We start from the raw sequence: 22,759 nt of genomic DNA on the forward strand, positions 1-22,759 counted from the left end.
GTCCCTCACGGCCCGACAGCTGGCAACCACCTCCCCGAGCGAGCCCGGGGAGGGATCGGCGTCAGGCCGCCTCCGCTTTGCGCTCTGCCCGCTCCGCGTTGAGCGCGTCAGCCAGCAGGAACGCCAGTTCGATCGACTGCGCGGCGTTGAGGCGCGGGTCGCAGTGGGTGTGATAGCGATCCGCAAGGCTGTCCTGCGTGATCGCGATCGCGCCGCCGGTGCATTCGGTCACGTCCTGCCCGGTCATCTCGATGTGGATGCCGCCGGCATGCGTCCCTTCCGCGCGGTGGACGGCGAAGAAGCCCTTCACTTCGCTGAGGATGCGGTCGAACGGACGCGTCTTGTAGCCGTTGTCCGCCTTGATCACGTTGCCGTGCATCGGATCGCACGACCACACCACCGGATGGCCTTCGCGAGCGACGGCGCGGACGAGCGCGGGGAGCCCGGCCTCGACCTTGTCGTGCCCGAAGCGGCTGATGAGCGTCATCCGGCCCGGCTCGCGCGCAGGATTCAGCGTGTCGAGCATGCGCAGCAGCGCGTCGGGCGTCAGGCTCGGCCCGCACTTCATGCCGATGGGATTGCCCACGCCGCGCAGGAATTCGACATGCGCCGAGCCTTCGAAGCGCGTCCGGTCGCCGATCCACAGCATGTGCGCGCTGGTATCGTACCAATGGCCGGTGAGCGAATCCTGCCGCGTCATCGCCTGCTCGTACTGGAGCAGCAGCGCTTCGTGGCTGGTGTAGAACGTGGTGCCCTGCAGCTGCGGCACGGTACTGGGGTTGACCCCGCAGGCCTCCATGAAATCAAGCGCTTCGCCGATCTTGTCCGCCGTTTCGCTGAACTTGGCCGCCCATGGGCTCTTGCCGATATGATCGAGCGTCCACTGGTGGACCTGCCGCAAGTTGGCATAGCCGCCGGTCGAAAAGGCGCGCAGCAGATTGAGCGTTGCGGCGGCCTGCGAATAGGCGCGCAGCATGCGCTCCGGATCGGGGATGCGGCTTTCGGGGGTGAAATCGATGCCGTTGATGTTGTCGCCGAGATAGCTCGGCAGCTCCACATCGCCGATCTTCTCGACCGGCGAGGAGCGCGGCTTGGCGAACTGGCCGGCCATGCGGCCCACCTTCACCACCGGCTGCTTGCCCGCGAACGTCAGCACGACCGCCATCTGCAGCAGCACGCGGAACGTGTCGCGGATATTGTTCGGGTGGAACTCGGCAAAGCTTTCGGCGCAGTCCCCGCCCTGGAGCAGAAAACCCTTGCCGGCGGCCACTTGCGCAAGATCGGCCTTCAGCGCGCGCGCCTCACCCGCAAAGACCAGCGGGGGAAAGCGCGTGAGGGTTTCCTCGACCGCAGCGAGCTTCGCCGCATCGGGGTAGGTGGGCAGGTGCTTGGCCTCGGCCTCGCGCCAGCTATGCGCATTCCAGTTGCTTGCCACTTTGATCACTTCCTTGATGGACGCGCGCGTTTAGCGGCGTCGGGCCGGAAATGCAAAGGTTTGGGGGAGGCGCGGCGTTCGCCTAGCCCGCATCCTCCGCCAGCGTGTGCGCTACCAAAGCATTTGCGTGGCCGTGGCCCATGGCATGATCCGCCTTCAGCATACTGACGAGTTCCATATGGCGCGCCGGATAGTGCGCGCGCACGATCGCTTTCCATTCGGCAATAGGGCGGCCGTACGTCTTCTCGATTGAGGGGAAGTACGAGGCGGGGCCTTTGACGGGGGGCGTGCTCATGGGCGGGATTGAACGCTGCGTGGGGCGCGAGGTCAAGCGTGTTTCGGCGCGCCAGACTGCGTTGAAGGAATGTCCGCTTTCGGAAGGCGAACGCGGGTTAGTAGTCTGTCTTGTCCGTCAATGCAGGTGACGACGCCTCAATTGAATGCCTGTATGATCTGTGCCCCGGAAATGTTGGCCCTTTTGAGTCGGCGTGCCAAATTGGCTGCTTGGGCGATTGGCTCGGGGGGATCGGCGATGACGGAATCGACGCATATCAGCGACAGCTTCGGCCGAACGCTCAGGCATATTCTATTCAGTCGCGCGACCCATGTCGCGATAATCGCTTGGATCGCCATCAACGCTGCCGCCTATTGGCTCGCCGGAGGAGTCATTCCTTTCGATACACCCTCGATGCAGCGTTTGCCGTTCACGGCCCGGATGTTGGTGCCGACAATCAGCCTGCTCGAAGTGTTCGTGCTGATGGCGATCACCTTCTGGCTGACCCGCAAGCGTGCCATCCCCAATCTTGCCGAGCGCGCGCCCGACCGTCGGATTGCCGCGCGAGAGACCGCACTCCTTCTCGCCTATGCCACATTCGCGCAAGTCGGCGGGTGGCTGCTCGGGCCGGCGCTCGGATACCGCGCCTTCAGCTTCCACATTGCGGGCACCCTCTTTGGGTGCAGCGTGCCGCCCTCGCTTGGTGAGATGTGGGTGTGGATGAGCTACAATTTCATCTGCTTCGCTCTCGTTCCCTTTCTTTGGTTCCGACAGCGATACTCCGCGCTACAGCTCAACCTCGTTTCAATCGCGCCACGAAACGACTGGCGCGTCATCGTAGTAGTAATGTTGGTGGAAAGCCTGTTCGAGTTGACCGGGATAAACGCCGATTTCTTTGCGCTATCGCCGCACCAGATGCTCGTCGGGGGCGCCATGACACTGTTCTTTTATGGCCTGGGCACCGTCCTGCCCACAATGATCCTGATTTATGCGATCTTGCTTCCGCGCTATCTGGCGCTGACAAAATCGCCGATCGTCACCGTGATCCTGGGCGGACTCACCTATGCCGCACTCCATATTGTCGAAGGGTGGTCGCTGTTTGATTCTGCGCGTTGGGGAAGTCTGTCGATTCTGTTCGTTCTCCTGCAATATGTCGGCCCGGGCATGATCAAGAGCGTGCTTACGCTACGGACGGGGAATGCTTGGGTGCATGCGATCGGCTACCACTTGATCGCGCCGCATCTGCTGATCGACACCCCCTTGTTCGTGAAGGCCCTGGCGATCCGCTAGTCTCGCTTGCACAAGTCGATGATGATACCCGAGAAGGGGATACCGGGATCGGCCTTAAGCGGTAAAGAGAGCGAGTGGGATGACCGCAATCGGGTCGGGTCGAGGCCCGGCTGGATTGGCGCGATTGTTGTCATATCAGGAACGGCAGGTTTTGATCTCTGAAAGGCAAAAACGGCCCAAGCCGCCCTAATCCCTATGCTCCACATCCTCGCCCGCAACGCTGGTCCAGGGCTGCATGCTTTCCTCGTAGACCGAGAAGCGCGGCGGGGGGAAAGCGGGGTCGGCGAAGGCACCGACGGGGACGGCGGTGAAGTCCGGCATGCTGGCCGAAGCGAACGTCAGCGTAGCGCCACAGGTGGGGCAGAAGCGAAAGGTTGCGGGCTTGCCGCTTTCGCCCACGCGGGTCCATTCGTGGAAGGTGCCGGTGAGTTCCACCTGATCATGCGGCCAGCGCGCCTGTACTGCAAAGGCGCTGCCGCTGCGTTTCTGGCATGCCCGGCAATGGCACACCGAGACGCGCACCGGTTCGCCCGTGCAGATGGCCGTAAGCTGGCCGCAGCGGCAGGTTGCGGTCCGCCGGGTCACTTCCCCGGCACGATCCTCAGGCGCCACGCCTTGTCGGGAACAAGGTAGCGGCGGGCAAGCGCCTGCACCCGCTCGGGCGTGATCTGGCTGTAGTCGCTCAGCACCGAGCGGATCTGGCTGAACTTCTCCGGCTCGAATGCCCCGCCTTCAAGCTGGTACATGTAGAAGCCGTTGCCCGTGCTGGCGCGGGTGATGAGCTGCTTCATCGGCTCGGTCACGCGCGCGAGTTCGTCCGCGTTCGGCGGGTTGGCGACGAGATCGGCGGCAATGCGGTCTGCCGCGGCGAAGAAGGCCGGAAGATCGCCCGGGCGCAACTGGGTCGTGGCCGCAAGATAGCCGCCCGAGGGCAGATCAAGCGGCCAGATCGACGAGACCTGCGGAGCATAGCTTGCGCCGATCTTCTCGCGCATCGCATCGAACAGGCGATTGTTGAAGACCTGCGCGAGCAGTTCGAGCTGGCGCGCTTCCCGCACCCCCGCGCTGCCGCCACCGGTGGGCCAGGCAACCAGCGCGGCGGCCGTATTGGCATCACCGTGATGCGGCAGGGTCAGCGGATCGCCGACCGGGGCAGGCACGCGCGGCGCAAAGCCCGTCGCGGGCAGCGGGTCGCGCGGCGGCAGCGCACCAAACGTGCGCTCGAGTGCGGCGATTGTCTCGTCGCGGTTGAAATCGCCGAAGATGTCGATCTCGACCGGCCCCTGCTTGAGCAGCGCCGACCACACACGGCGGAAGCCTTCCGGGGTAGCCTTGGCAAGCTCCGCCGGATTGGGCGTGGCATAGCGCGGGTCGCCGTCCTTGAGCAGCCAGCCCGCATCGCGGTGAAGCACCGAGGAAGGCGAGGCATTGGTCGATTCATAGGCGAGGCGCGCGCCGGCCTGCGCGCGCACCACCGGATTGGCATCCCAGCGCGGCATCGCCAGCTTGGCGGCGAAGAGGTAGAGCTGGTCGGCAAGATCGGCGGGGCGCGTGTCCGCCAGCATCTTGAACGTGGTATCATCGATCGCGAAATCGAGGCTGAGCTTGCGCCCGGTCGCCAGCCGGTCGAGGTCCTCGCGCCCGACATTGCCGAAGCCGGTGTCCATCAGCGCCGTCTCGCCCAGCGAGGCATAGACCGCATCCTTGGGATCGATCACCGCATAGCCGCCGCCGAAATGGACCCGCACGATGACGCGGCCGGGTTCGGCCTCGTTCGACCAGAGCAGTGCCCTGACCCCGTTGGCGAACTCAGCGCGCTCGATACCCAGGAGCCCGGTGGACTCGGCGCTGATCACCTTGCCGGGCTGGCCGATGGGCGGCAGGTCCTTGAACGAGAGCGAGCTCGCCGCAAGGCGGCTGCCCGACGAGGGGGCGACCGGAGCCAGCAGCGCGGTGCGCAGGTCTGCCTCGGTGGCGCCCGCCGCATCGGGAGTGATGAGCACCGGCCGGATCACCGTGCCCTTGAACAACGCACGGGTGTGATCAAGCACCGAAGCGGGCGTGAACAGCGGCAGCGAGCTGCGGAAGATCCCATAGACCGTATCGGGATTGGCCACCGTCTCGCGGATGTCGACCGCATCGGTGATGTCGTCGGCGAGCTTGGAACCGGCAAGGGTTTCCTGGGTTTCCACTGGTACCTTGAACGCCACATCGAATTCGGCCACCTCGCGCGCGATTTCCTCCTCGGTCGGCGGGGTGGCGAGCGCGTCGGCGATCACCGCGCGCACATCGCGCACGGCCGATTTCCAGTCGTTGGTGAGCGGGGTGACGGTAACGAGCGTGGCATCCGCCGAGCGGCTGATGCGCTGCGGTTCGACCGAGGCGGAGAGGTAGCTGCCCCCGGCGCGCGCGCGGCCTTCGAGGCGGCGGTTGATGATCGCGATGCCCAGCCGGTCGATCATCAGGCCCTGGTTGTACACGATCGTATCGCGCACCTTGCGCCACGGACGCAGCACGGCGTAATTGAACACGCGCGGCAAGTCGGGCTCGACCATCACCTTGGCCTGGCCCACCGGATTGGCAGGATCGGCGCCCGGCGGAGGCTTGGGAGCGCCGAAATCGGGCTGGGGCGGGCGCTTGCCTGTCCCCTTCCATGGGCCGAACCAGGTCTTGATGCGCGTGACGAACTGCGCCGGATCGATATCGCCGGCCACCACGATCACCGCATTGTCGGGCCGGTACCAGGCATCGTGGAAGGCCTTGACCTTCGCCGGGGTCGCGGCGTTCAGCGTTTCTTCGGTGCCAATGGGCGAGCGGCTGCCGAGCGGCTGCCCGGCAAAGAACACCGCGCGGGTGCCATCGAGAATGCGGGTCTGCGGACCCGAACGCTCGCGCATTTCGGCAAGCACGATGGGCACTTCGGTGTGCACGCCGGTTTCGGTGAAGATCGGCGCGGTGATCATGCCCGACAGGAGGCGGAACGTCTCGTCGAGCTTGGCGGGGGTTATGGCGGGAATGTCGAGTTTGTAGACGGTCTGGGTCGGGCTCGTCTCGGCATTGGTGTCGCTGCCGAAGGTGGCGCCGAGCCGCTGCCATGCCGGAATCGCCTCACCCGCTTTCAGATACTTCGAATCGCGGAAGGTGAGGTGTTCGATCAGGTGGGCGTAGCCGCGCTGCGGATCGGTTTCGTAAAGCGAGCCCGCATCGACCAGCATTCGTACCGACACCTGACCCGGCGGTACGCCGTTGCGCCGCACGGCATAGCGCAGGCCATTGGGCAGGACGCCGAAGATCCACGCCTTGTCCTGCGGTACGTCGCTGCCCTGGTAGAGCCACGGGCCGGTTGCCGCAGGAGCACGCGGCGCTGGGGCGCGGGCCGAGGTGCGAGCCGGTGCACGGGCCGGGGTGCGGGCCTCAAGCAGACCGGGCCCGGCAAGGCCCAGAACGAGTGCGGCAAGAAGGGGAGCGGCGGCGCGGGCGCGGCGCGGGACGAAACGGGTCAGAAAAGCCATGCAGGCTGTATAAGGCGGCAAGAAATGAAGGACCAGTGAATTGGTCCCCTATTCCATGCCGGACTTCACATCACCGCGGCTGCGGGCTCGCGGCGGGAGCGGCGGGGGCCTGACCCGCCGGCTGCGGGCTCGCGGCGGGAGCGGCGGGGGCCTGACCCGCCGGCTGCCCGGCAGGCTGCTGCGCCTGCTGCTGGGCGTCGCGCTCCGCTTGCGCGCGGATCGCGGTCACTTCCGCAACGGTCTTCGAATCAACGAGCTCGACCTGGAACACGAGATCGGAGTTGGCCGGGATCGGGCCTGCGCCCTTCTCGCCATAGCCGAGCGCGGCGGGGATGCAGAAGCGCCAGACGCTGCCCTGCTTCATCAGCAGCAGGCCCTCGGAAAAGCCCTTGATCACCCCGTCGGTCGTGAAGGCCTGGGTCACGTTCTGATCGAACACGGTGCCGTCGGTGGCGAGGTAGCCGATATAGTTTACGAGCACGTAGTCGCCCGCGCCGGGCTTGGCGCCGGCGCCCTCGCGCAGCATGCGGGTGCCGAGGCCCGAGGCGGTCTTGGCGCTGCACTGACGCTGCGCGGCCGGCACCAGCGGGTTCAGCGGCACCGGCAGGATTTCCGGGTTCGGAGCCGGAGCGGCGGCCGGCTTGGCAACCTGTGCCGTCGCAAGCGCCGGGAGGGCGGCGACAAGGAGGGAGAGGGAGAGGGCGATTCGGCGCGGGCCGCTGGGCTGGTTGCTCATGCGCGGCCCCATAGTCGAGCCGCGCGAATGCTTCCAGCCGGTAAAATGCAGGTCCACCTGCCATAAGGCTCGCAAAGGCGGCCCATTGGCCACTTGACCACCCTCCGCTGCGGCCTACATGCATTGGGTATGTTCATCGAGACCGAAACCACTCCGAACCCCGCCACGCTCAAGTTCCTGCCGGGCGAGGTCGTCATGCCCTCCGGCACGCGCGAGTTCACCTCGCCCGAGGCGGCGGCCGCCTCGCCGCTGGCCGAGACGCTGTTCTCGCTCGGCGATGTGACGGGCGTGCTCTACGGGCGCGACTTCATCGCGGTGACGATCGCTCCGGGGTCCGAATGGGCTCCGCTCAAGCCGCAGGTGCTGGCGCTGCTGCTCGATCATTTCGTGGCGCAGGCACCGCTGTTCACCGCTGCGGGCGCCGACTTTGTCGTGCCGGGCGAAGACGCGGACGACATCGACTACGGTGATGATCCCGCCGATGCCGAGATCGTCGAACAGATCAAGGACCTGATCGAAACGCGCGTGCGCCCCGCTGTCGCCAACGACGGCGGCGACATCATCTATCGGGGTTTCCGCGAAGGCGTGGTCTATCTCAAGATGCAGGGCGCCTGCTCGGGCTGCCCTTCCTCCACCGCAACGCTCAAGCACGGGATCGAATCGCTCCTCAAGCACTATGTGCCCGAAGTGAGCGAAGTGCGCGCCGCCTGACCCGATCGACGAGGATTGCCGACCATGTCCCAGCCGCTTGACGATGCTGCGCTCGACCAGGTGTTCCGCACGGCCCGCACTTACAACGGCTTTCTCGACAAGCCGGTAAGCGAAGCGCAGCTGCACGCGATCTGGGACCTCATGAAGATGGGCCCCACCTCGGCGAACCAGATGCCCGCGCGGCTTGTCTGGTGCGTGAGCGAAGAGGCGAAGGAAAAGCTTGCCGCCTGCGCCGGAGGCACGAACCCCGACAAGATCCGCCAGGCGCCCGTGAGTGTGATCATCGGCATGGACCTCGATTTCCACGAGCAGCTGCCCTGGCTGTTCCCCCACGCCGACGCCAAGAGCTGGTTTGCCGGCAACGAGACCTTCCGCGAGGCTTCCGCCTTCCGCAATTCGACGCTGCAGGGCGCCTACTTCATTATCGCCGCGCGCATGGTCGGGCTCGATACCGGACCGATGTCGGGCTTCAGCAACGCGGCAGTGGACGAAGCGTTCTTTGCCGGCACGCGGATCCGGTCGAACTTCATTTCGACGCTGGGCTACGGCGATCCCGCGACGATCTTCGCGCGCAGCCCCCGGCCCGATTTCGCCACGTTCAACACGCTCGCCTGAGGGGCGGTCCATTGCGAAGGCTGGTAATCGACAGCGCGACCGAAGCCTGTTCGGTGGCCCTGTTCGACGGCGGAATGCTTGTGGCGGGAACACATGCCATGCTCGGGCGCGGGCATGCCGAACAGCTCGTGCCGATGATCGCCGACCTGCCCGGCAATGGCCGCGCCGACACGATTGCAGTCAATTCCGGTCCCGGCAGCTTCACCGGCATCCGCGTCGGCCTTGCCGCGGCGCGTGCGCTGGCGCTGGCCTGGCGGGTGCCGCTCGAAGGGTACCCCTGCCTTGCCCTCGTTGCCGCAATGGCCAGCCAGGACCAGCCCGGCCGCGCCGTCGACGTGGTGATGACCGGCGGGCATGGCGAATGGTTCTTCCAGCCCTTCGATCCGGACGGCGCGCCGCTGGCCGAGAGCGTCTCGTTGCTGCCTGAAATCGCGGCCGAGCGCTCGCAGGCCGGGCTCGTCGCCGGGAGCCAGGCTGCAGCGCTTGCGGCACGGCGCGGCGATGGCCCTGCCGTCCTGCCGCTATGGCCCGATGCACGCGCGTTCGGCGCACTGGGCGCCGGATCGCTGCGCCCCGATCCGCTCCCCCGCTATGGCCGCGCGCCCGATGCGCGCCTGCCCGCTGCCTGATGCCGGCCCCGGCGCGGACAGCCGGCTTGCCGGAGGGCAGCCGATGAACACCATGGACGATGTCGACCGCATCATGGGGGTCATGGAGCGAGCCTTTGCGCCCGAATACGGCGAGGCGTGGAACCGCCGCCAGGTAGCGGACTCGCTGATACTGGCGGGAACGCGCTACTGTCTGATCGGTGCTGACGGCTTGTTCCGGATCGGCCCTGATCAGCCTGCGGCAGGATTTGCCCTAACTCGCGCGTTGTTCGACGAAGAGGAACTGCTGCTCTTTGCGGTTCTGCCTGAATTGCGCGGACGTGGACTTGGCGCGGCGCTGCTAGGCGAGGTCATTGCACAGGCAAGATCACGCGGAGTACGGCGGCTGTTTCTCGAAATGCGAAAGAACAATCCAGCCGGGAAGTTATACACAGGTTTTGGCTTCCGGACTATCGGTGTAAGGCCGGGGTACTACCGCACCGCGAGCGGCGAAAGGCTCGACGCACTCAGTCAGGAACTGCTTATCAACTGAGAATTAAGCAAATCTACGCAGTTTTGCGTTCAATTGCGACCATTTGGACCGGAAATCAGCATTCATTGTTCGAAACGGTTGTATCCTCTCTGCACAAGCGTATATGCGGTGTGGTCTAATCTGGTCGCAACCAGCCTTGTATGGCCAAAGACACCATAACAAATGATCGCAGCAGAAGAAGGTAAGCTTGAGATGAGTGAAATCGAGAACGACATGCGGGAAACGCTGATCACCCTGACGTCTGACATTGTCGCCGCCCATGTGAGCAACAACAGCGTGGCGGTTAATGATCTGCCCGTGCTGATCAGCAACGTCTATGCGGCGCTCGCGGGTCTCAATCCGACCCAGCCGGCTCCCGAACCGGCGCCCGAGCCGGCGGTTTCGATCCGCTCTTCGGTGAAGAACGACCACATCGTCTGCCTCGAGGACGGCAAGAAGCTCAAGATGCTCAAGCGCCACCTGATGACGCGCTACAACATGACCCCGGATCAGTATCGCCAGCGCTGGAACCTTCCGGCCGACTATCCGATGGTCGCCCCGGCCTATGCCGAGAAGCGCCGTGAACTGGCCAAGAAGATCGGCCTCGGCCGCAAGCCCGCGCCGAAGCGCGGCCGCCCCGCCAAGGCTACCGCCTGATCGGACCGGAGCAGCGGGGCGGGGTGACTTGTGCGCTCCGTCCCGCCGCCCCCCACTCTTGCAACGCCGCCCGCTCCCGGGGCTTTGGTTCCTGGCGGGCAAAAGCGCAGCGCCCCGGTTGAAGAATTGGCACAGCAGCTTATGCTGTGCACCACCTAACCGGAATGGGCCGCACCCTTGCACCAGGCAATCGACATCGAGGCGCTTTGCGCAGAGCGGGGTCTGAGGATCACCGAGCAGCGCCGCGTCATCGCGCAGGTGCTTTCGGAGAGCACCGACCATCCCGATGTTGAGAAGCTTCACGAGCGCGCCTCGGCACGCGATCCGCGCATTTCCATCGCCACGGTCTACCGCACCGTCCGCCTGTTCGAGGAGGCGGGGATCCTCGACCGCCACGATTTCGGCGACGGCCGCGCGCGCTATGAAGCGACGCCCGAGGCGCACCACGATCATCTGATCGATGTCGAGACCGGCAAGGTCATCGAATTCGTCGATCCCGAACTGGAGGCGCTTCAGCGCCAGATTGCCGAACGGCTTGGCTATCGCCTCGTCGACCACCGGATGGAGCTTTATGGTGTCAAGTCTGATCGCGAGGCGTAGGGCCCGCCGCAAGGTAGGGCCGGAGCGCGGCGCACCCGTCACCTGGATGGGCTGGATGCGCATTGTCCTGCGCGGGATCCTGCTGGTCCTCCTCATGCTGATCTGCGTGCCACTGCACTATCTCTACCGCATCGTGCACTATGGCTCGCCCTTCCCGAAGCTGTTCCTGTTCATGGCGGCGCGTGTGGTCGGCGCCCGCTTGCGGGTGCACGGCGTGCCCTTGAAACGCGATGTGTTCTTTATTTCGAACCACCTCTCGTGGGTCGATATTCTTGCGCTCGGCGGCGCGAGCGGCACGGCGTTCGTCGCCAAGGCTGAACTGTCGCAGGCCCCGATCGTGGGCTGGCTGGCGCGGATCAACCGCACCGTATTCGTGAGCCGCGAGGACCGCATGGGCGTGGCCGACCAGATCAACCGGCTGAAGGAAGCGCTGGCAGACAACTGGTCGATCACTGTGTTCCCCGAGGGAACCTGCACCGACGGCAAGTCGCTGCTTCCGTTCAAGACCTCGATGCTGCGCGTGCTGGAGCCGCCACCGCCGGGCGTGCTCGTCCAGCCGGTCGTGCTCGACTATGGCCGCGTTGCCGAATGGATCGGCTGGATCGGGACCGAAGACGGCGTCTCCAACGGCAAACGCATCCTCTCGCGCCGGGGCTCGTTCCGGCTCGAGGTACACTTCCTCGAACCCTTCGATCCGCAGGGCCTCGCCGGCCGCAAGGCGATCGCAGCCGAGGCGCGCCGCCGCATCGAGCCAGCGCTCGAAGCGGCGCTAGGCGCGCCGCTGCGGCCCTTTGCGTTTGACGTGGCCCCGGTGCGGTACGAGGCAGACAAGCACGCTGCCTGAACGGCCCCGCCCCGACCCGGCAACTTACTGTCCGGCCGGCGCCGTCCCATCGGCCGGAAAGCGGAACAGGTAATAGGGCGCCTTGGCCTTCATGTGCACCTTCGATTGCATCACCACGTCCGGGATATCGCTGTCAGCCACATAGATCATGTCGCCCGGCCCGAAGCTGCGGTCATCGGGCCAGCGCATTTTCGGAGCGGCATCACGAGAGTTCGATTCGAACCCCACAAGAGCGCAATGCCTTCTCGGATGGTGAGTTCAGGCGCTGGTCGTAGGCCCATCCACCGCGCGCCCGACCACAGCTCCCACTTTGACACCATTTTTGGTGGATCGGGGCAAGGCACCGCCAAATCGGCACCTTCGCGCGGTGACCTGATCAACAGCGCTCATTAATTCGCAGCTAACTTCGAAGCCAAATTTATTGCATCATCTGCAGTTCGTTCGAAATAATCTGCAATTAATATGTAATAAAAATGAGCAGGTAACGTTGCAATGAAATGCGTGCAAATTTGTGTCGCCACGAGTGGATCAATACTTGCTGCCACGGCCATGCCAGTACCTGCCTTTGGGCAAATCGCCGAAAGCTGGGCCTTGAGTGGTGACATCACCGTCAGCGCAACAAACGAAGACACGACGGTTTCGGTGGCCCCTTCAGAGGGCATTTTGATGAATGCTCCATCGATCGCTGATGGTTCACGCAACAGCATCAGCGTCAATGCGATCGGTGCCTCGGCCTCGGTCAGCAATAGCAGCGTCACTTTTCAGGATGTGGAGATGACCGACAGCGCTGATGGCAACATCACGGTTTCTGCCTCCAACCTGAACAGCACCATTAACGTCTCCGGCACAATCGACGGCGCCGTAATCGAGCAAGGCCACGACAATACGATCTCGATCTCGGCAGTGGGTGCTTCGGCCCAATTCAGCGTCACCGATGACGTCTTGGGAGGCGCCACGGTAAGCCGCTCCCTTACCGTCAATGGCGACATCTCGCTTAACGCGGAAAACACCGGCGACGTGAACCTGCAGATCGCTGTCGGCAGTAACGGCGACGGCGTGTCGATCAACGGGGGTACGCGCAACACGTTCTCTGGCACCGCACTCGGTGCGTCAGCCAGCATCTCGGTCTTGACCATTGTCGATGATGGCACTTACTCTTCTGACATCGGAATAGGTGTTGACAGCAGAATAAGCGTGTACGCGCACAATAGCGGCAATGTCAGGATTGGCTCTGTCGACGATCCGACACAAGATACCACGTTGAACAGTGCCACTATCAGCGGCGATAGTGTCGATAGCAGCATTTCACTCATGGCCATTGGCGCGAGCGGCTCGGTCAACAGCACGACCGTCGTTTATACGGGCAGCGCTGTGCCATCAGTTAACTTTGGCGCGAGCGGCTCTGATGGAGGCAGCGATGAGCCCTCATTTGCCTTCGGCGATGTGAACTTCGACGTCGAGAACACTGGCATTGTCGAGGCCAATGTCTCGATTACCGGTTCATCGTTTGAAGGCAAGAACAGCATTAGCGCTGGCGCAATTGGGGCTACCTTGGGCAATTCGGTGAAATTCATCAACTACACCGGTGAAGCCGTTTCCTTCCACGGCACGTACGGAACGGTGAACTACATTGTGCTCAACACCGCATCAATCCGCGCCTCCGGCGGGATGGATGCCCCTGTGATCCCTGATGGCTTCGGCATCGGCTGGTCCGCGAACGCGATTGGCGCGGCTGCCTCGTTCTCGCTCTAAACCAGCGCCCCCTCTTCTTTCGATCACGGTTCTGGCGTAAGGGCATCGGCCTATGCCCTCGAGCCCACCTCCCCGCACCTTCCACGTCAAGAGCTTCGGCTGCCAGATGAACGTCTATGACGGCGAGCGAATGGCCGAACTGCTGACCGCAGAAGGCATGACGGCGGCCTCGGAGCGCGAGGCGGCCGATCTTGTCGTGCTCAACACCTGCCATATCCGCGAGAAGGCGACCGAAAAGGTCTATTCCGATATCGGCCGGATCGTGAAGGAAGGGCGGCGTGAGGACGGCTCGGCGCCGCTGATCGCTGTGGCCGGCTGCGTCGCGCAGGCCGAAGGCGAGGAAATCATGACGCGGGCCCCCGCGGTGCGCGTTGTGGTCGGGCCACAGGCCTATCACCGCCTGCCCGCGATGGTGGCGGAAGCGGCGGCGGGTGGCCGCGCGACCGAGACCGACATGCCGGCCGAAGCCAAGTTCGCCGCCTTGCCGAAGCGCCGCAAGGTGGGCGCCAGCGCGTTCCTTACGGTGCAGGAAGGCTGCGACAAGTTCTGCACTTATTGCGTCGTTCCCTATACGCGCGGCGCCGAGCTTTCGCGGCCCTACGCCGATCTCGTCACCGAAGCGCGCGCCTTGGTCGAGGGCGGCGCGCGCGAGATCACGCTGCTCGGGCAGAACGTGAATGCATGGGCGGGCGAGGACGAACTTGGCCGCACCGTGGGACTGGCCTGCCTTGCCGAAGAACTCGGAAAGATCGAGGAACTCGCCCGCATCCGCTACACCACCAGTCACCCCGCCGACATGGACGAGGCGCTGATCGAGGCGCATGGCCGAAACCCGAAGCTGATGCCGTTCCTCCACCTGCCGGTGCAATCGGGTAGCGACCGGGTGCTGAAGGCAATGAACCGCAGCCACTCGGCCGAAAGCTACCTGCGCATTCTGGAGCGCGTCCGCGCCGCCCGGCCTGATATTGCGCTTTCGGGCGATTTCATCGTCGGCTTTCCCGGCGAAACCGAGGCCGAGTTCGAGGCAACGCTGCAGATCATCGAGGCTGCACGCTATGCGCAGGCTTTCAGCTTCAAGTTCTCCTCGCGTCCCGGCACGCCGGCTGCGACCATGGATGGCCAGATCGCGCCAGAAGTGATGGACGAGCGGCTGCAGCGCCTTCAGGAAGCCCTCCAGCGCCACAGCCTGGCCTTCAACCGGGCAAGCGTGGGCAAGCGGTGCACCGTGCTGGTGGAGCGCAAGGGGCGCCATGCGGGGCAGTGGCTCGGCAAGTCCCCCTGGCTGCAATCGGTGTACTTCACCGGCGATGCGGTGCTGGGCGACCTTGTGGAGGTGGACCTGATCGAGGCCGGGCCCAATTCGCTGGGCGGCAAGCTGGTGGGGCGCGCTGCGGCCTGACGCACGCCTGATGCCGGATCATGGCCCGGCGTGATGAAACTCCGGAAAACCGGCGAGCGGTGCCCGGCCAATGCAACAGGACGGTGCATAGGATGCGATTTAGCGCCCGCTTGTCTTGCGCCTGTCGCATCGCTGCCTAATCTGGTGCGGCACAAACTGAAAGGAGCGCATGGCCCGCAAGTTTCCCCGCTCGCACGAAGAGGCTGCCCGCAGTTATGGCAGCGATCGACCCGATTTGCGCCGGGGTGATCCGCCCTGGGGTGAGGCGGCAAGATCCGACGCCCCCAAGCGCGCCCGGATCGAGATCGCGTTCGAGGAGCAGACCGTTCTCGGCGCGCTGTTCGGCCAGTTCGACCAGAACCTCGTGCAGATCGAGAACAGGCTCGGCGTCTATATCTCGGCGCGCGGCAACAAGGCGGTGATCGAAGGGCCGGACGAAGCTGTCGCCCGCGCGCGCGATGTGCTCAAAGGCATGCACCAGCGCCTGCTTTCCGGGCACGAAGTCGATGCGGGTGCGGTCGAATCGCTGATCATGATGTCTAACGAACCGACGCTGGAAGGCATCATCACCGGTGCGCCTGACGGTGCGCCGCCGATCATGATCCGCACGCGCAAGAAAACCATTGTCCCGCGCTCGGCCACCCAGATCGAATACATGCGCGCGCTGGTGCGTGATGATCTCATCTTCGCGCTTGGCCCGGCAGGCACCGGCAAGACCTATCTCGCGGTGGCGCAGGCGGTGGCGCAGCTGATCAGCGGCAGCGTCCAGCGCCTGATCCTCTCGCGCCCGGCGGTGGAAGCCGGCGAGCGGCTCGGCTTTCTTCCCGGCGACATGAAGGAGAAGGTCGACCCCTATCTGCGCCCGATCTACGACGCGCTCTACGATTGCATGCCGCCCGAGCAGGTCGAACGCCGCCTCGCCTCCGGCGAGATCGAGATCGCACCGATCGCCTTCATGCGCGGGCGCACGCTGGCCGATGCCTTCGTCATTCTGGACGAGGCCCAGAACACCACGCCGATGCAGATGAAGATGTTCCTCACTCGCTTCGGCCAGAACAGCCGCATGGTGATCTGCGGCGATCCCAAGCAAACCGACCTTCCCGGCGGCCCGGCCGCCAGCGGTCTCAACGATGCGGTGAACCGGCTGGAAGGCGTGGACGGCATCGGCATGGTGCGCTTCAATGTAGCCGATGTGGTGCGCCACCCGATTGTCGGGCGAATTGTCGAGGCCTACGAGGGCAAGGACGGATGAGCGAGCGGCGGATCGCTGTGATGATGCGACAGGTTGCGGCGACACTGGCCCTGGCGGCCATGACGATCCAGCCGGTCATGGCTGCTCCGGCCACGTGCCTCCGCTCGTCCGACTTCCGCGCCGCCGCGCATTTTCTGGTGCCGATTGCGGTCAATGTCCTCAGCACCAAGTGCATGCCCATGCTGGGCAACACCTCCTACCTCGCCACCAAGGGCAGCGAACTTGCCAAGCGCTACGAGGCGCTGCCCGGGGACGACAGCGTGGTGGCCAGCTTGGTCGAGAAGTTCGACTCGAAAGGCGAACTGAAGGACATGACCGTCGATGAGCTCCGGGTCTTCATCAAGGTCGGATTTGCGAAAGAGCTGAGCAAGGAGCTAAAGCCCGAACTGTGCCGCAAGATCGACAAGGTGCTGGCCATCGTTGACCCGCTGCCGGCTGAGAATACCGCCGCACTGCTGGAATTCATCATTCGCGAGGTCGAGGCCAGCGACGCCAAGAAGGCCATGCGCAGCGGCAAACCGTTCGAGGCCAAGCTGTGCCCGCTGCCGTGATCCATTTCGCCCCGCCGCGATGACCGCGCCCACTTTCGAGATAGACATCGACCCGGTCTGGCCGAGCACCACCGACTGGGAGGCACTCGCCGCACGCGCGGCAGAGGCGGCCGGGGCGGTCGCGCCCGAACTGGCGCACGAGCATCTGCTCGTCAGCCTCGTTCTGGCAGACGACGAGGAAGTCCATGCGCTCAACAAGCAGTGGCGCGCCAAGGACAAGCCGACCAATGTGCTCTCCTTCCCCATGCTGAGCCGCGAGGAAGTGCTGGCCGCCGCCGCCGCGCCCGGTGCGCCAGGCATGCTGGGCGATCTCATCCTCGCCCACGGTGTCTGCCTGCGCGAAGCGGAGGAGAAATGCGTGGCGGTCGAGGCCCATGCCGCGCACCTCATGGTCCACGGGCTGCTGCACCTTGCGGGGTACGACCATGAGACCGGCGAAGATGACGCTGCGGAAATGGAAGCTTTGGAGACAAAGGCGCTTGCGCTCATGGGCCTCGCAGACCCATATGCGGCACTGCAATAAAGCAGGAGTTCGGGGCAGTGCCGGAAGTTGGTGGGTCGGGCGGCGAAAGCCGATCAGGCGAAGGCGACAGTAGCCGCGCGCTGTGGCGCGCGCTCAAGGCGTTCTTCCGGGGGCCCGATCAGGACCAGTCGCTGCGTGCGCAGATCGAGGAAGCGATCGAGGAGCATGAAGGCGAACCGGGCAAAGGCAGCGGTGCGGATGGCGATCTGCTGCCGCTCGAGCGCCAGATGCTCAAGAACCTGCTCCATTTCAGCGAGAACGACGCCGACGACGTCGCCATCCCGCGCGGCGAGATTGTGGCGATCCCGGCTTCGGCCACGTTCGAGGAAGTGGTCGGCGCCTTTGCCGAACATGGCCACAGCCGCTTGCCGGTCTATGCCGACTCGCTCGACGAGGTGATCGGCATGCTCCACGTGAAGGACCTTTTCCCGATCGTGGCGGGCATGGCGATTGCCGGCAAGGCCGCGCCGAAGGACTGGGGCAGCCTGATGCGCCAGCCGCTGTTCGTGCCTCAGGCCCGCGGCGCGCTCGACGTGTTGGCCGACATGCGCGCCAGCCGGACGCACCTTGCCATCGTGATCGACGAGTATTCAGGCACCGACGGGATCATCACCATCGAAGACCTTGTCGAGGAGATCGTCGGCGAGATCGAGGATGAGCACGACGACGCGCCGACCGAGCTGCTCTGCCGGATCGATGAGTACACCTGGGAAGCCGACGCGCGCGCCGAGCTCGACGATGTGGGCGAGACGATTGATCCCCGGCTTGCACTGGTCGACGAGGATGTCGATACTCTGGGCGGCCTTGCGGTGGTGCTGGCAGGTGAAGTCCCGCCGGTCGGCCGCGTGCTCGAACACGACAGCGGATGGCGGATCGAGGTGACGGCAGGGGACGAGCGCAGGCTCACCCGGCTACGCCTCCATGCGCCCATTCCCGAGATACCTGAGGAAGACTGAGCCTGCGATGATCCGCCGCCTGCCCCCGCTGCGCTCGCTCGAGGCGTTCATCCGCGTCGTGCGCGCAGGTTCGGCCAAGACGGCCGCAGCCGAGCTTGCGCTGAGCCCCTCGGCGCTCTCGCGCCGGTTGGGCGCGCTTGAGGAGTTCATCGGCAAGCCGGTGTTCGAACGCAAGCACCAGCTCCTGAAGCTGACCGAGGAAGGCCAGCAGCTCTACGATGCCGTCGCGCCGCTGATCGACGAGATGGCCGACCGGATCGACCGCCTGATCGATACCGGGCAGGTGCTGCGCCTGCGCCTCGGCGTGCTTCCCCTGTTCGGCAGCCAGCGCCTGTTTCCAAGGCTGGGTGAACTGCGCAAGCTCCACCCCCAGCTCCACATCGATATCGACAGTTCGGCCGCCGCCGAAACCAAGCTGGGTGACACGATCGACGCGGCGATCATTCTCTCGGAAGGTCCGGACGGATCGCTCCACTCGGTGCGGCTCGATCACAACCGTGTCTATGCCATCGCCACGCCCGATATCGTTGCCGAACTCGGCCACCGGCCCGATCTCGCCAAGCTGAGCAAGCAGACCTTCCTCGTGCACAACGACCTGCCGATGAGCTTCGAGGCATGGAAGCGCACGCTCCACCTCGAAGCCTTGCAGCCCGCCGCGATCGACCACTTCGATTCCGGCCAGCTGATCCTCGAGGCCGCCGCGCAGGGCCTTGGTATCGCGATCATGCACGATGACCACTACAAGCGCAGCCACGACCCACGCGTCGCCCGGCTCTACGATATCGAGGTGGATAGCCCCTATTCCTACTGGTTCGTGTGCCGCCCCCGCGCGCTGCAATCGCGCCCGGTGCGATTGTTCCACGACTGGATGATCAAGGCGGGGCTCTGAAGATGGACACCGCCAGCAAGCCCGCACTGCGCGTGGCCGTTCATGTGCCCGTCGCTGCCGAGACGCTCGCCGCGCTGCTAGCCGGCAATCGCGGCGCGCTGGAGGCCGATCCGGTCATGGCCCGCATGCTGGCGATCCTGCGCGCCCCGGGCGCACTCGGCGATTTCGGCGTGTATCACGGCGTCGCCGAAATCGGCCTCGGCTGGGAGACTTTCGCGCCGAGCCCCGATGCCAATCCGACCCTTGGTGCGGCAGGCAAGATCGAACATTCGCCGACCGTCACCCTCGTCAGCTGGATCCCGGCAGAAGCGCCGGCCGCCGCCATCGACGCCGCGCTCGCCGCGCTGATGGACGCCCACCCCTGGGAAGTGCCGGTGATCGAGGTGACTGAAACGCGGCTGCTGGTGCGGGGCTAGCGATCGGTCCGCTGACCGGCTTCGAACCGCTCCGAATAGCGATCGACCAATTGCTCGGCATGCGGCCGCAGCAGCACGGTGAAGCGGACGAGTTCCTCCATCACGTCGACGATGCGCTCGTAGTAGGTCGAAGGCTTCATCCGGCCCTCCGCGTCGAACTCCATATAGGCCTTCGCCACGCTCGACTGGTTGGGTATGACGAACATGCGCATCCAGCGGCCAAGGATGCGCAATGTGTTGACGCTGTTGAACGACTGCGATCCGGCGCTCACCTGCATCACCGCCAGCGTGCGCCCCTGCGTCGGTCGCAATCCCTGATAGGCGAGCGGCAAGTGGTCGATCTGGGTCTTCATGATCCCGGTGATCTGGCCATGCCGCTCCGGGCTGCACCAGACCTGGCCCTCGGACCACAGCGCGTGTTCGCGCAGTTCATGAACCGCCGGGTGATCGTCGCCCGCTACCTGATCGGGGAGCGGCAAATCGGACGGATCGAAAATCCGCGTCTCGCAGCCGAAGAACTGCAGCAGCCGCGCGGCTTCCTCAACCGCATGGCGCGAGAACGAGCGTTCGCGCAGGCTGCCGTAAAGCAGCAGGATACGCGGGGGGGTGCGTGAGATCGCCAAGGCCCACCGCTGGGCTCCGGTGAACGTAGGCCGGGTTCAGCGCTGGAAGGTGGTCTGGATCGGCAAGCGTGCGCAGACGGGTGTGGGTGGTCATGCTATCCCTCGCGGCCCAGCTACAGCATCACCCGGTACTGCACGAACCCCGAGCGCTCCGCGACCTTGTCGTAGAGCTTCATCGCATCGGTATTGGTCTCGTGCGTCAGCCAATAGAGCCGCGAGGCGCCCGCCGCCTCGGCCTCCGCACGCACATGCGCGATCAGGGCCCGGCCGGCGCCGCTGCCGCGCACATCCTCATCGACATAGAGGTCCTGCAGATAGCAGTAGTGCCCCGCCGTCCAGGTCGAGCGGTGGAACACCCAGTGGACCATGCCGACCGCCCGCGCGCCAGACCACGCCAGCGCCGCAGCCATCGGCTCGGCCGGATCATGCAGCCGTGCCCAGGTCAGATCGCTGACGGCCTCGGCGATCTCCACCTTGTAAAAGCGCTGGTAGCCCTGCCACAGGCGGTCCCAGGCGGCGCGGTCCGCCGCCCCGGGAGGCCTGAGCGCGAGGTCTGCCACGCGCCCGCCCGTCAGGCCGCGACGATCGCCGCCTTCTGGATCACACCCGGCTTTGCCGGCGGCTCGCCCTTGGGCAGCGCGTCGACGTGTTCCATGCCGCTCTCGACCGTGCCCCACACGGTGTACTGCTTGTCGAGGAAGCGCGCATCATCGAAGCAGATGAAGAACTGGCTGTTGGCCGAATGCGGATAGCTCGTGCGGGCCATCGAGCACACGCCGCGCACATGCGGATGATCGTTGAACTCGGCCTTGAGATCGGGCTTCGACGAGCCGCCCATCCCGGTGCCCTGCGGGCAGCCACCCTGGGCCATGAAGCCGGGGATCACCCGGTGGAACTTGACCCCGTTGTAGAAGCCCTCGCCCACCAGTTCCTTGATCCGCTCGACATGCCCGGGCGCAAGATCGGGACGCAGCTTGATCACCACATCACCGCCATCGAGCGTCAGCACCAGATTTTCGTCAGCCATGGTCCACAAATCCTTCCTGTCTGGCGAGCGCATATAGTCCCTTGCCCGCCAAAGTATACCTCTTGGAGCCAACGAGGTTGCTTTTGACGCATGCCCGCGTATCGCCTTGGGTCATGGCGCGCGATGAAGACCGGCACGACTCTGCTCTGGCGGAAGGCGGCTCCGTGATGACGGAGGCGCCGGTCGCCATGGAGCTTGCGCGCAACGCCGAGAGCCTCGACGACGAGGACAACACGCTGCGTCCGGGCTTCATCCGCCGCGTGACCGAGGCGCTCGACGCCGAGGATCAGGAGACCGTCTACAACCTCGTCGAGCCGCTCCACCCGGCTGACATCGCCGACTTGTTCGAACTGATCGGCCCCGATTACCGCGTCGATCTGGCCCGTGCGATCAACGACCTGCTCGGCAGCGAGGTGATCGCCGAGCTCAATGATTATGTCCGCGACGATCTCGTCGAGGAGCTCGATCCCGACGAAGTCGCCGAACTGGCCGGCGACATGGAGACCGACGACGCGGTCGCGCTGATCCAGGACCTCGACGAGGAAGACCAGCAGGCCGTCCTCGCCGAAATGGAGCCCGAGGACCGCGCCGCGATCGAAAGCGCGCTGGCCTATCCGGAAGACTCCGCCGGCCGCATGATGAGCCGCGAGGTGATCGCGGTGCCCGAGCACATGACGGTCGGCGATCTCATCGACTACATGCGCGAAGATCAGGACCTCGCGACCGAGTTCTGGGAAGTGTTCATCGTCGATCACAAGCACCACCCGATCGGCACCTGCGCGCTTTCGTGGATCTTGCGCACCCCGCGCTCGATCGCGCTGACCGACGTGATGAAGCGCGACCAGACGCTTATCCCGGTGACGATGGACCAGGAGGAAGTCGCCCTCCGCTTCCAGAAATACGCGCTGATTTCCGCCGCGGTGGTGGATGAGAGCGGACGCCTCGTCGGCCAGATCACCGTCGACGACGTGGTCCACATCATCCAGGAAGAGGCGAGCGAGGACATCCTTCGCCTCTCGGGCGCGGGCGACGGCGATATCAACGAGCCGATCCTGATGACGGTGCGCACGCGCCTTTCATGGCTGGTGGTCAATCTCGGCACCGCGATCATCGCTTCCTCGGTGGTCGGCATGTTCCAGGGGGCGATTGCCAAGCTGGCGCTGCTCGCCGTGCTGATGCCGATCGTCTCAGGGATGGGCGGCAATGCGGGAACGCAGACGCTTGCAGTGGTGGTGCGCGCCATTGCCACCAACCAGCTGACGAGTTCGAACACCGTCCGCATGATCCTGCGCGAATTTCGCATCGCGCTCGCCAACGGACTCTCGCTTGGCCTGATGATCGGCACCGGCACCGCACTCCTGTTCCAGAACCCGCTGCTCGGCGCGGTGATCGGCGCGGCCATGGTGATCAACAACCTCGTCGCCGGGCTCGCCGGGATCATGGTGCCCGTCACGCTTGACCGGCTGAAAGTCGATCCCGCGGTGTCCTCGGCCGTATTTGTGACGATGGCGACCGATGTGATGGGCTTCTTCTCGTTCCTTGGCCTTGCCGTGCTGAGCGGGCTGGCCGGCTAGACCC

Annotated in this window: 25 protein-coding genes and 1 pseudogene; 17 read left to right on the forward strand and 9 right to left on the reverse strand. The window is 65.0% G+C overall.

Annotation, left to right across the window (positions count from 1 at the left end):
• Positions 1–61: 61 nt before the first annotated feature.
• Entirely contained in the window at positions 62–1,435 is a 1,374-nt protein-coding gene (locus tag WCL10_RS07305) for a 3-deoxy-7-phosphoheptulonate synthase class II (RefSeq protein WP_336894983.1), read from the reverse strand.
• 82 nt (positions 1,436–1,517) lie between these two features.
• A complete protein-coding gene (locus WCL10_RS07310) occupies positions 1,518–1,730 on the reverse strand; it encodes a DUF4287 domain-containing protein (protein ID WP_336894984.1) in 213 nt (70 codons plus the stop codon).
• A gap of 120 nt (positions 1,731–1,850) precedes the next feature.
• Here WCL10_RS07310 and WCL10_RS07315 point away from each other — a divergent pair, with 120 nt between their 5' ends.
• The gene (locus WCL10_RS07315; protein ID WP_336894985.1) at positions 1,851–2,999 is read left to right on the forward strand and encodes a hypothetical protein; all 1,149 of its coding nucleotides are present in this window, start codon (positions 1,851–1,853) and stop codon (positions 2,997–2,999) included.
• Positions 3,000–3,185: 186 nt separating this feature from the next.
• Here WCL10_RS07315 and WCL10_RS07320 read toward each other — a convergent pair whose 3' ends face one another.
• The 3 genes from WCL10_RS07320 to WCL10_RS07330 all read right to left on the reverse strand — a co-directional run bounded on the left by WCL10_RS07320 (position 3,186) and on the right by WCL10_RS07330 (position 7,247).
• Positions 3,186–3,584 (reverse strand): GFA family protein, encoded by a 399-nt coding sequence (locus tag WCL10_RS07320; RefSeq protein ID WP_336894986.1) that lies wholly within the window; start codon positions 3,582–3,584, stop codon positions 3,186–3,188.
• On the reverse strand, positions 3,581–6,511 hold the full coding sequence (locus WCL10_RS07325; RefSeq protein ID WP_336894987.1) for an insulinase family protein: 2,931 nt from the start codon (positions 6,509–6,511) through the stop codon (positions 3,581–3,583). Before WCL10_RS07325 ends, WCL10_RS07320 begins: the two co-directional genes overlap by 4 nt.
• A gap of 70 nt (positions 6,512–6,581) precedes the next feature.
• A complete protein-coding gene (locus tag WCL10_RS07330; RefSeq protein ID WP_336894988.1) occupies positions 6,582–7,247 on the reverse strand; it encodes an FKBP-type peptidyl-prolyl cis-trans isomerase in 666 nt (221 codons plus the stop codon).
• A 129-nt stretch (positions 7,248–7,376) separates the two neighbouring features.
• Here WCL10_RS07330 and WCL10_RS07335 point away from each other — a divergent pair, with 129 nt between their 5' ends.
• The 7 genes from WCL10_RS07335 (at position 7,377) to WCL10_RS07365 (ending at position 11,793) form a co-directional block, all read left to right on the forward strand.
• The gene (locus WCL10_RS07335; RefSeq protein WP_336894989.1) at positions 7,377–7,958 is read left to right on the forward strand and encodes a NifU family protein; all 582 of its coding nucleotides are present in this window, start codon (positions 7,377–7,379) and stop codon (positions 7,956–7,958) included.
• A 24-nt stretch (positions 7,959–7,982) separates the two neighbouring features.
• Complete coding sequence (locus WCL10_RS07340) at positions 7,983–8,573, forward strand: malonic semialdehyde reductase (RefSeq protein WP_336894990.1); 591 nt, start codon at positions 7,983–7,985, stop codon at positions 8,571–8,573.
• 11 nt (positions 8,574–8,584) lie between these two features.
• Entirely contained in the window at positions 8,585–9,202 is a 618-nt protein-coding gene (gene tsaB / locus WCL10_RS07345; protein WP_336894991.1) for a tRNA (adenosine(37)-N6)-threonylcarbamoyltransferase complex dimerization subunit type 1 TsaB, read from the forward strand.
• A 43-nt stretch (positions 9,203–9,245) separates the two neighbouring features.
• Complete coding sequence (locus WCL10_RS07350) at positions 9,246–9,713, forward strand: GNAT family N-acetyltransferase (RefSeq protein ID WP_336894992.1); 468 nt, start codon at positions 9,246–9,248, stop codon at positions 9,711–9,713.
• Positions 9,714–9,905: 192 nt separating this feature from the next.
• Positions 9,906–10,349 carry a MucR family transcriptional regulator gene (locus tag WCL10_RS07355; protein WP_336894993.1) on the forward strand — a complete coding sequence of 148 codons (444 nt, stop codon included), beginning with the start codon at positions 9,906–9,908 and terminating at the stop codon, positions 10,347–10,349.
• Between the two features lie 177 nt (positions 10,350–10,526).
• The gene (locus WCL10_RS07360) at positions 10,527–10,949 is read left to right on the forward strand and encodes a Fur family transcriptional regulator (protein WP_147158725.1); all 423 of its coding nucleotides are present in this window, start codon (positions 10,527–10,529) and stop codon (positions 10,947–10,949) included.
• Between the two features lie 46 nt (positions 10,950–10,995).
• Entirely contained in the window at positions 10,996–11,793 is a 798-nt protein-coding gene (locus WCL10_RS07365; protein ID WP_336895076.1) for a lysophospholipid acyltransferase family protein, read from the forward strand.
• A 24-nt stretch (positions 11,794–11,817) separates the two neighbouring features.
• Here WCL10_RS07365 and WCL10_RS07370 read toward each other — a convergent pair whose 3' ends face one another.
• The gene (locus tag WCL10_RS07370) at positions 11,818–11,982 is read right to left on the reverse strand and encodes a hypothetical protein (protein ID WP_336894994.1); all 165 of its coding nucleotides are present in this window, start codon (positions 11,980–11,982) and stop codon (positions 11,818–11,820) included.
• A 360-nt stretch (positions 11,983–12,342) separates the two neighbouring features.
• On the opposite strand from WCL10_RS07370, the gene WCL10_RS07375 reads away from it, so the two are divergent.
• The 8 genes from WCL10_RS07375 to WCL10_RS07410 all read left to right on the forward strand — a co-directional run bounded on the left by WCL10_RS07375 (position 12,343) and on the right by WCL10_RS07410 (position 19,531).
• Entirely contained in the window at positions 12,343–13,545 is a 1,203-nt protein-coding gene (locus WCL10_RS07375; protein WP_336894995.1) for a hypothetical protein, read from the forward strand.
• Positions 13,546–13,597: 52 nt separating this feature from the next.
• A complete protein-coding gene (gene miaB / locus WCL10_RS07380; RefSeq protein WP_336894996.1) occupies positions 13,598–14,944 on the forward strand; it encodes a tRNA (N6-isopentenyl adenosine(37)-C2)-methylthiotransferase MiaB in 1,347 nt (448 codons plus the stop codon).
• 169 nt (positions 14,945–15,113) lie between these two features.
• The gene (locus WCL10_RS07385; RefSeq protein WP_336894997.1) at positions 15,114–16,196 is read left to right on the forward strand and encodes a PhoH family protein; all 1,083 of its coding nucleotides are present in this window, start codon (positions 15,114–15,116) and stop codon (positions 16,194–16,196) included.
• A gap of 20 nt (positions 16,197–16,216) precedes the next feature.
• Positions 16,217–16,747, forward strand: coding sequence for a hypothetical protein (locus tag WCL10_RS07390; protein WP_336894998.1), 531 nt, complete (start codon positions 16,217–16,219; stop codon positions 16,745–16,747).
• A gap of 19 nt (positions 16,748–16,766) precedes the next feature.
• Positions 16,767–17,270 (forward strand): rRNA maturation RNase YbeY, encoded by a 504-nt coding sequence (ybeY, locus tag WCL10_RS07395; RefSeq protein WP_336894999.1) that lies wholly within the window; start codon positions 16,767–16,769, stop codon positions 17,268–17,270.
• 17 nt (positions 17,271–17,287) lie between these two features.
• Positions 17,288–18,226: a hemolysin family protein gene (locus WCL10_RS07400; RefSeq protein ID WP_336895000.1), complete on the forward strand. Its 939-nt coding sequence runs from the start codon at positions 17,288–17,290 to the stop codon at positions 18,224–18,226.
• Between the two features lie 7 nt (positions 18,227–18,233).
• Positions 18,234–19,115, forward strand: coding sequence for a LysR substrate-binding domain-containing protein (locus tag WCL10_RS07405; RefSeq protein WP_336895001.1), 882 nt, complete (start codon positions 18,234–18,236; stop codon positions 19,113–19,115).
• A gap of 2 nt (positions 19,116–19,117) precedes the next feature.
• Entirely contained in the window at positions 19,118–19,531 is a 414-nt protein-coding gene (locus tag WCL10_RS07410; protein WP_336895002.1) for a hypothetical protein, read from the forward strand.
• Here the strand turns inward: WCL10_RS07410 and arsH are convergent.
• The 3 genes and pseudogenes from arsH to WCL10_RS07425 all read right to left on the reverse strand — a co-directional run bounded on the left by arsH (position 19,528) and on the right by WCL10_RS07425 (position 21,181).
• Positions 19,528–20,248: pseudogene (gene arsH, locus WCL10_RS07415) on the reverse strand (arsenical resistance protein ArsH). The gene WCL10_RS07410 and the pseudogene arsH overlap by 4 nt on opposite strands.
• A gap of 19 nt (positions 20,249–20,267) precedes the next feature.
• On the reverse strand, positions 20,268–20,714 hold the full coding sequence (locus tag WCL10_RS07420; protein ID WP_336895003.1) for a GNAT family N-acetyltransferase: 447 nt from the start codon (positions 20,712–20,714) through the stop codon (positions 20,268–20,270).
• Positions 20,715–20,725: 11 nt separating this feature from the next.
• On the reverse strand, positions 20,726–21,181 hold the full coding sequence (locus tag WCL10_RS07425; RefSeq protein ID WP_336895004.1) for a peptidylprolyl isomerase: 456 nt from the start codon (positions 21,179–21,181) through the stop codon (positions 20,726–20,728).
• A 167-nt stretch (positions 21,182–21,348) separates the two neighbouring features.
• On the opposite strand from WCL10_RS07425, the gene mgtE reads away from it, so the two are divergent.
• Positions 21,349–22,755, forward strand: coding sequence for a magnesium transporter (gene mgtE, locus WCL10_RS07430; RefSeq protein WP_336895077.1), 1,407 nt, complete (start codon positions 21,349–21,351; stop codon positions 22,753–22,755).
• The last annotated feature ends 4 nt before the right edge of the window (positions 22,756–22,759 follow it).

The sequence above is a fragment of the Novosphingobium sp. genome (genome assembly GCF_037133355.1).
Lineage (GTDB): Bacteria > Pseudomonadota > Alphaproteobacteria > Sphingomonadales > Sphingomonadaceae > Novosphingobium.

Excerpts from the sequence above, each read along its gene's own strand:
- WCL10_RS07390 (WP_336894998.1), top strand. The coding sequence starts at position 16,217 with ATGATGCGACAGGTTGCGGCGACACTGGCCCTGGCGGCCATGACGATC.
- WCL10_RS07335 (WP_336894989.1), top strand. The coding sequence starts at position 7,377 with ATGTTCATCGAGACCGAAACCACTCCGAACCCCGCCACGCTCAAGTTC.
- WCL10_RS07315 (WP_336894985.1), top strand. The coding sequence starts at position 1,851 with ATGCAGGTGACGACGCCTCAATTGAATGCCTGTATGATCTGTGCCCCG.
- WCL10_RS07375 (WP_336894995.1), top strand. The coding sequence starts at position 12,343 with ATGCCAGTACCTGCCTTTGGGCAAATCGCCGAAAGCTGGGCCTTGAGT.
- WCL10_RS07385 (WP_336894997.1), top strand. The coding sequence starts at position 15,114 with ATGGCCCGCAAGTTTCCCCGCTCGCACGAAGAGGCTGCCCGCAGTTAT.
- WCL10_RS07355 (WP_336894993.1), top strand. The coding sequence starts at position 9,906 with ATGAGTGAAATCGAGAACGACATGCGGGAAACGCTGATCACCCTGACG.
- WCL10_RS07425 (WP_336895004.1), bottom strand. The coding sequence starts at position 21,181 with ATGGCTGACGAAAATCTGGTGCTGACGCTCGATGGCGGTGATGTGGTG.
- WCL10_RS07330 (WP_336894988.1), bottom strand. The coding sequence starts at position 7,247 with ATGAGCAACCAGCCCAGCGGCCCGCGCCGAATCGCCCTCTCCCTCTCC.
- WCL10_RS07410 (WP_336895002.1), top strand. The coding sequence starts at position 19,118 with ATGGACACCGCCAGCAAGCCCGCACTGCGCGTGGCCGTTCATGTGCCC.
- mgtE (WP_336895077.1), top strand. The coding sequence starts at position 21,349 with ATGACGGAGGCGCCGGTCGCCATGGAGCTTGCGCGCAACGCCGAGAGC.
- ybeY (WP_336894999.1), top strand. The coding sequence starts at position 16,767 with ATGACCGCGCCCACTTTCGAGATAGACATCGACCCGGTCTGGCCGAGC.
- WCL10_RS07370 (WP_336894994.1), bottom strand. The coding sequence starts at position 11,982 with ATGCGCTGGCCCGATGACCGCAGCTTCGGGCCGGGCGACATGATCTAT.
- WCL10_RS07350 (WP_336894992.1), top strand. The coding sequence starts at position 9,246 with ATGAACACCATGGACGATGTCGACCGCATCATGGGGGTCATGGAGCGA.
- miaB (WP_336894996.1), top strand. The coding sequence starts at position 13,598 with ATGCCCTCGAGCCCACCTCCCCGCACCTTCCACGTCAAGAGCTTCGGC.
- WCL10_RS07405 (WP_336895001.1), top strand. The coding sequence starts at position 18,234 with ATGATCCGCCGCCTGCCCCCGCTGCGCTCGCTCGAGGCGTTCATCCGC.
- WCL10_RS07365 (WP_336895076.1), top strand. The coding sequence starts at position 10,996 with ATGGGCTGGATGCGCATTGTCCTGCGCGGGATCCTGCTGGTCCTCCTC.
- WCL10_RS07310 (WP_336894984.1), bottom strand. The coding sequence starts at position 1,730 with ATGAGCACGCCCCCCGTCAAAGGCCCCGCCTCGTACTTCCCCTCAATC.
- WCL10_RS07325 (WP_336894987.1), bottom strand. The coding sequence starts at position 6,511 with ATGGCTTTTCTGACCCGTTTCGTCCCGCGCCGCGCCCGCGCCGCCGCT.
- WCL10_RS07340 (WP_336894990.1), top strand. The coding sequence starts at position 7,983 with ATGTCCCAGCCGCTTGACGATGCTGCGCTCGACCAGGTGTTCCGCACG.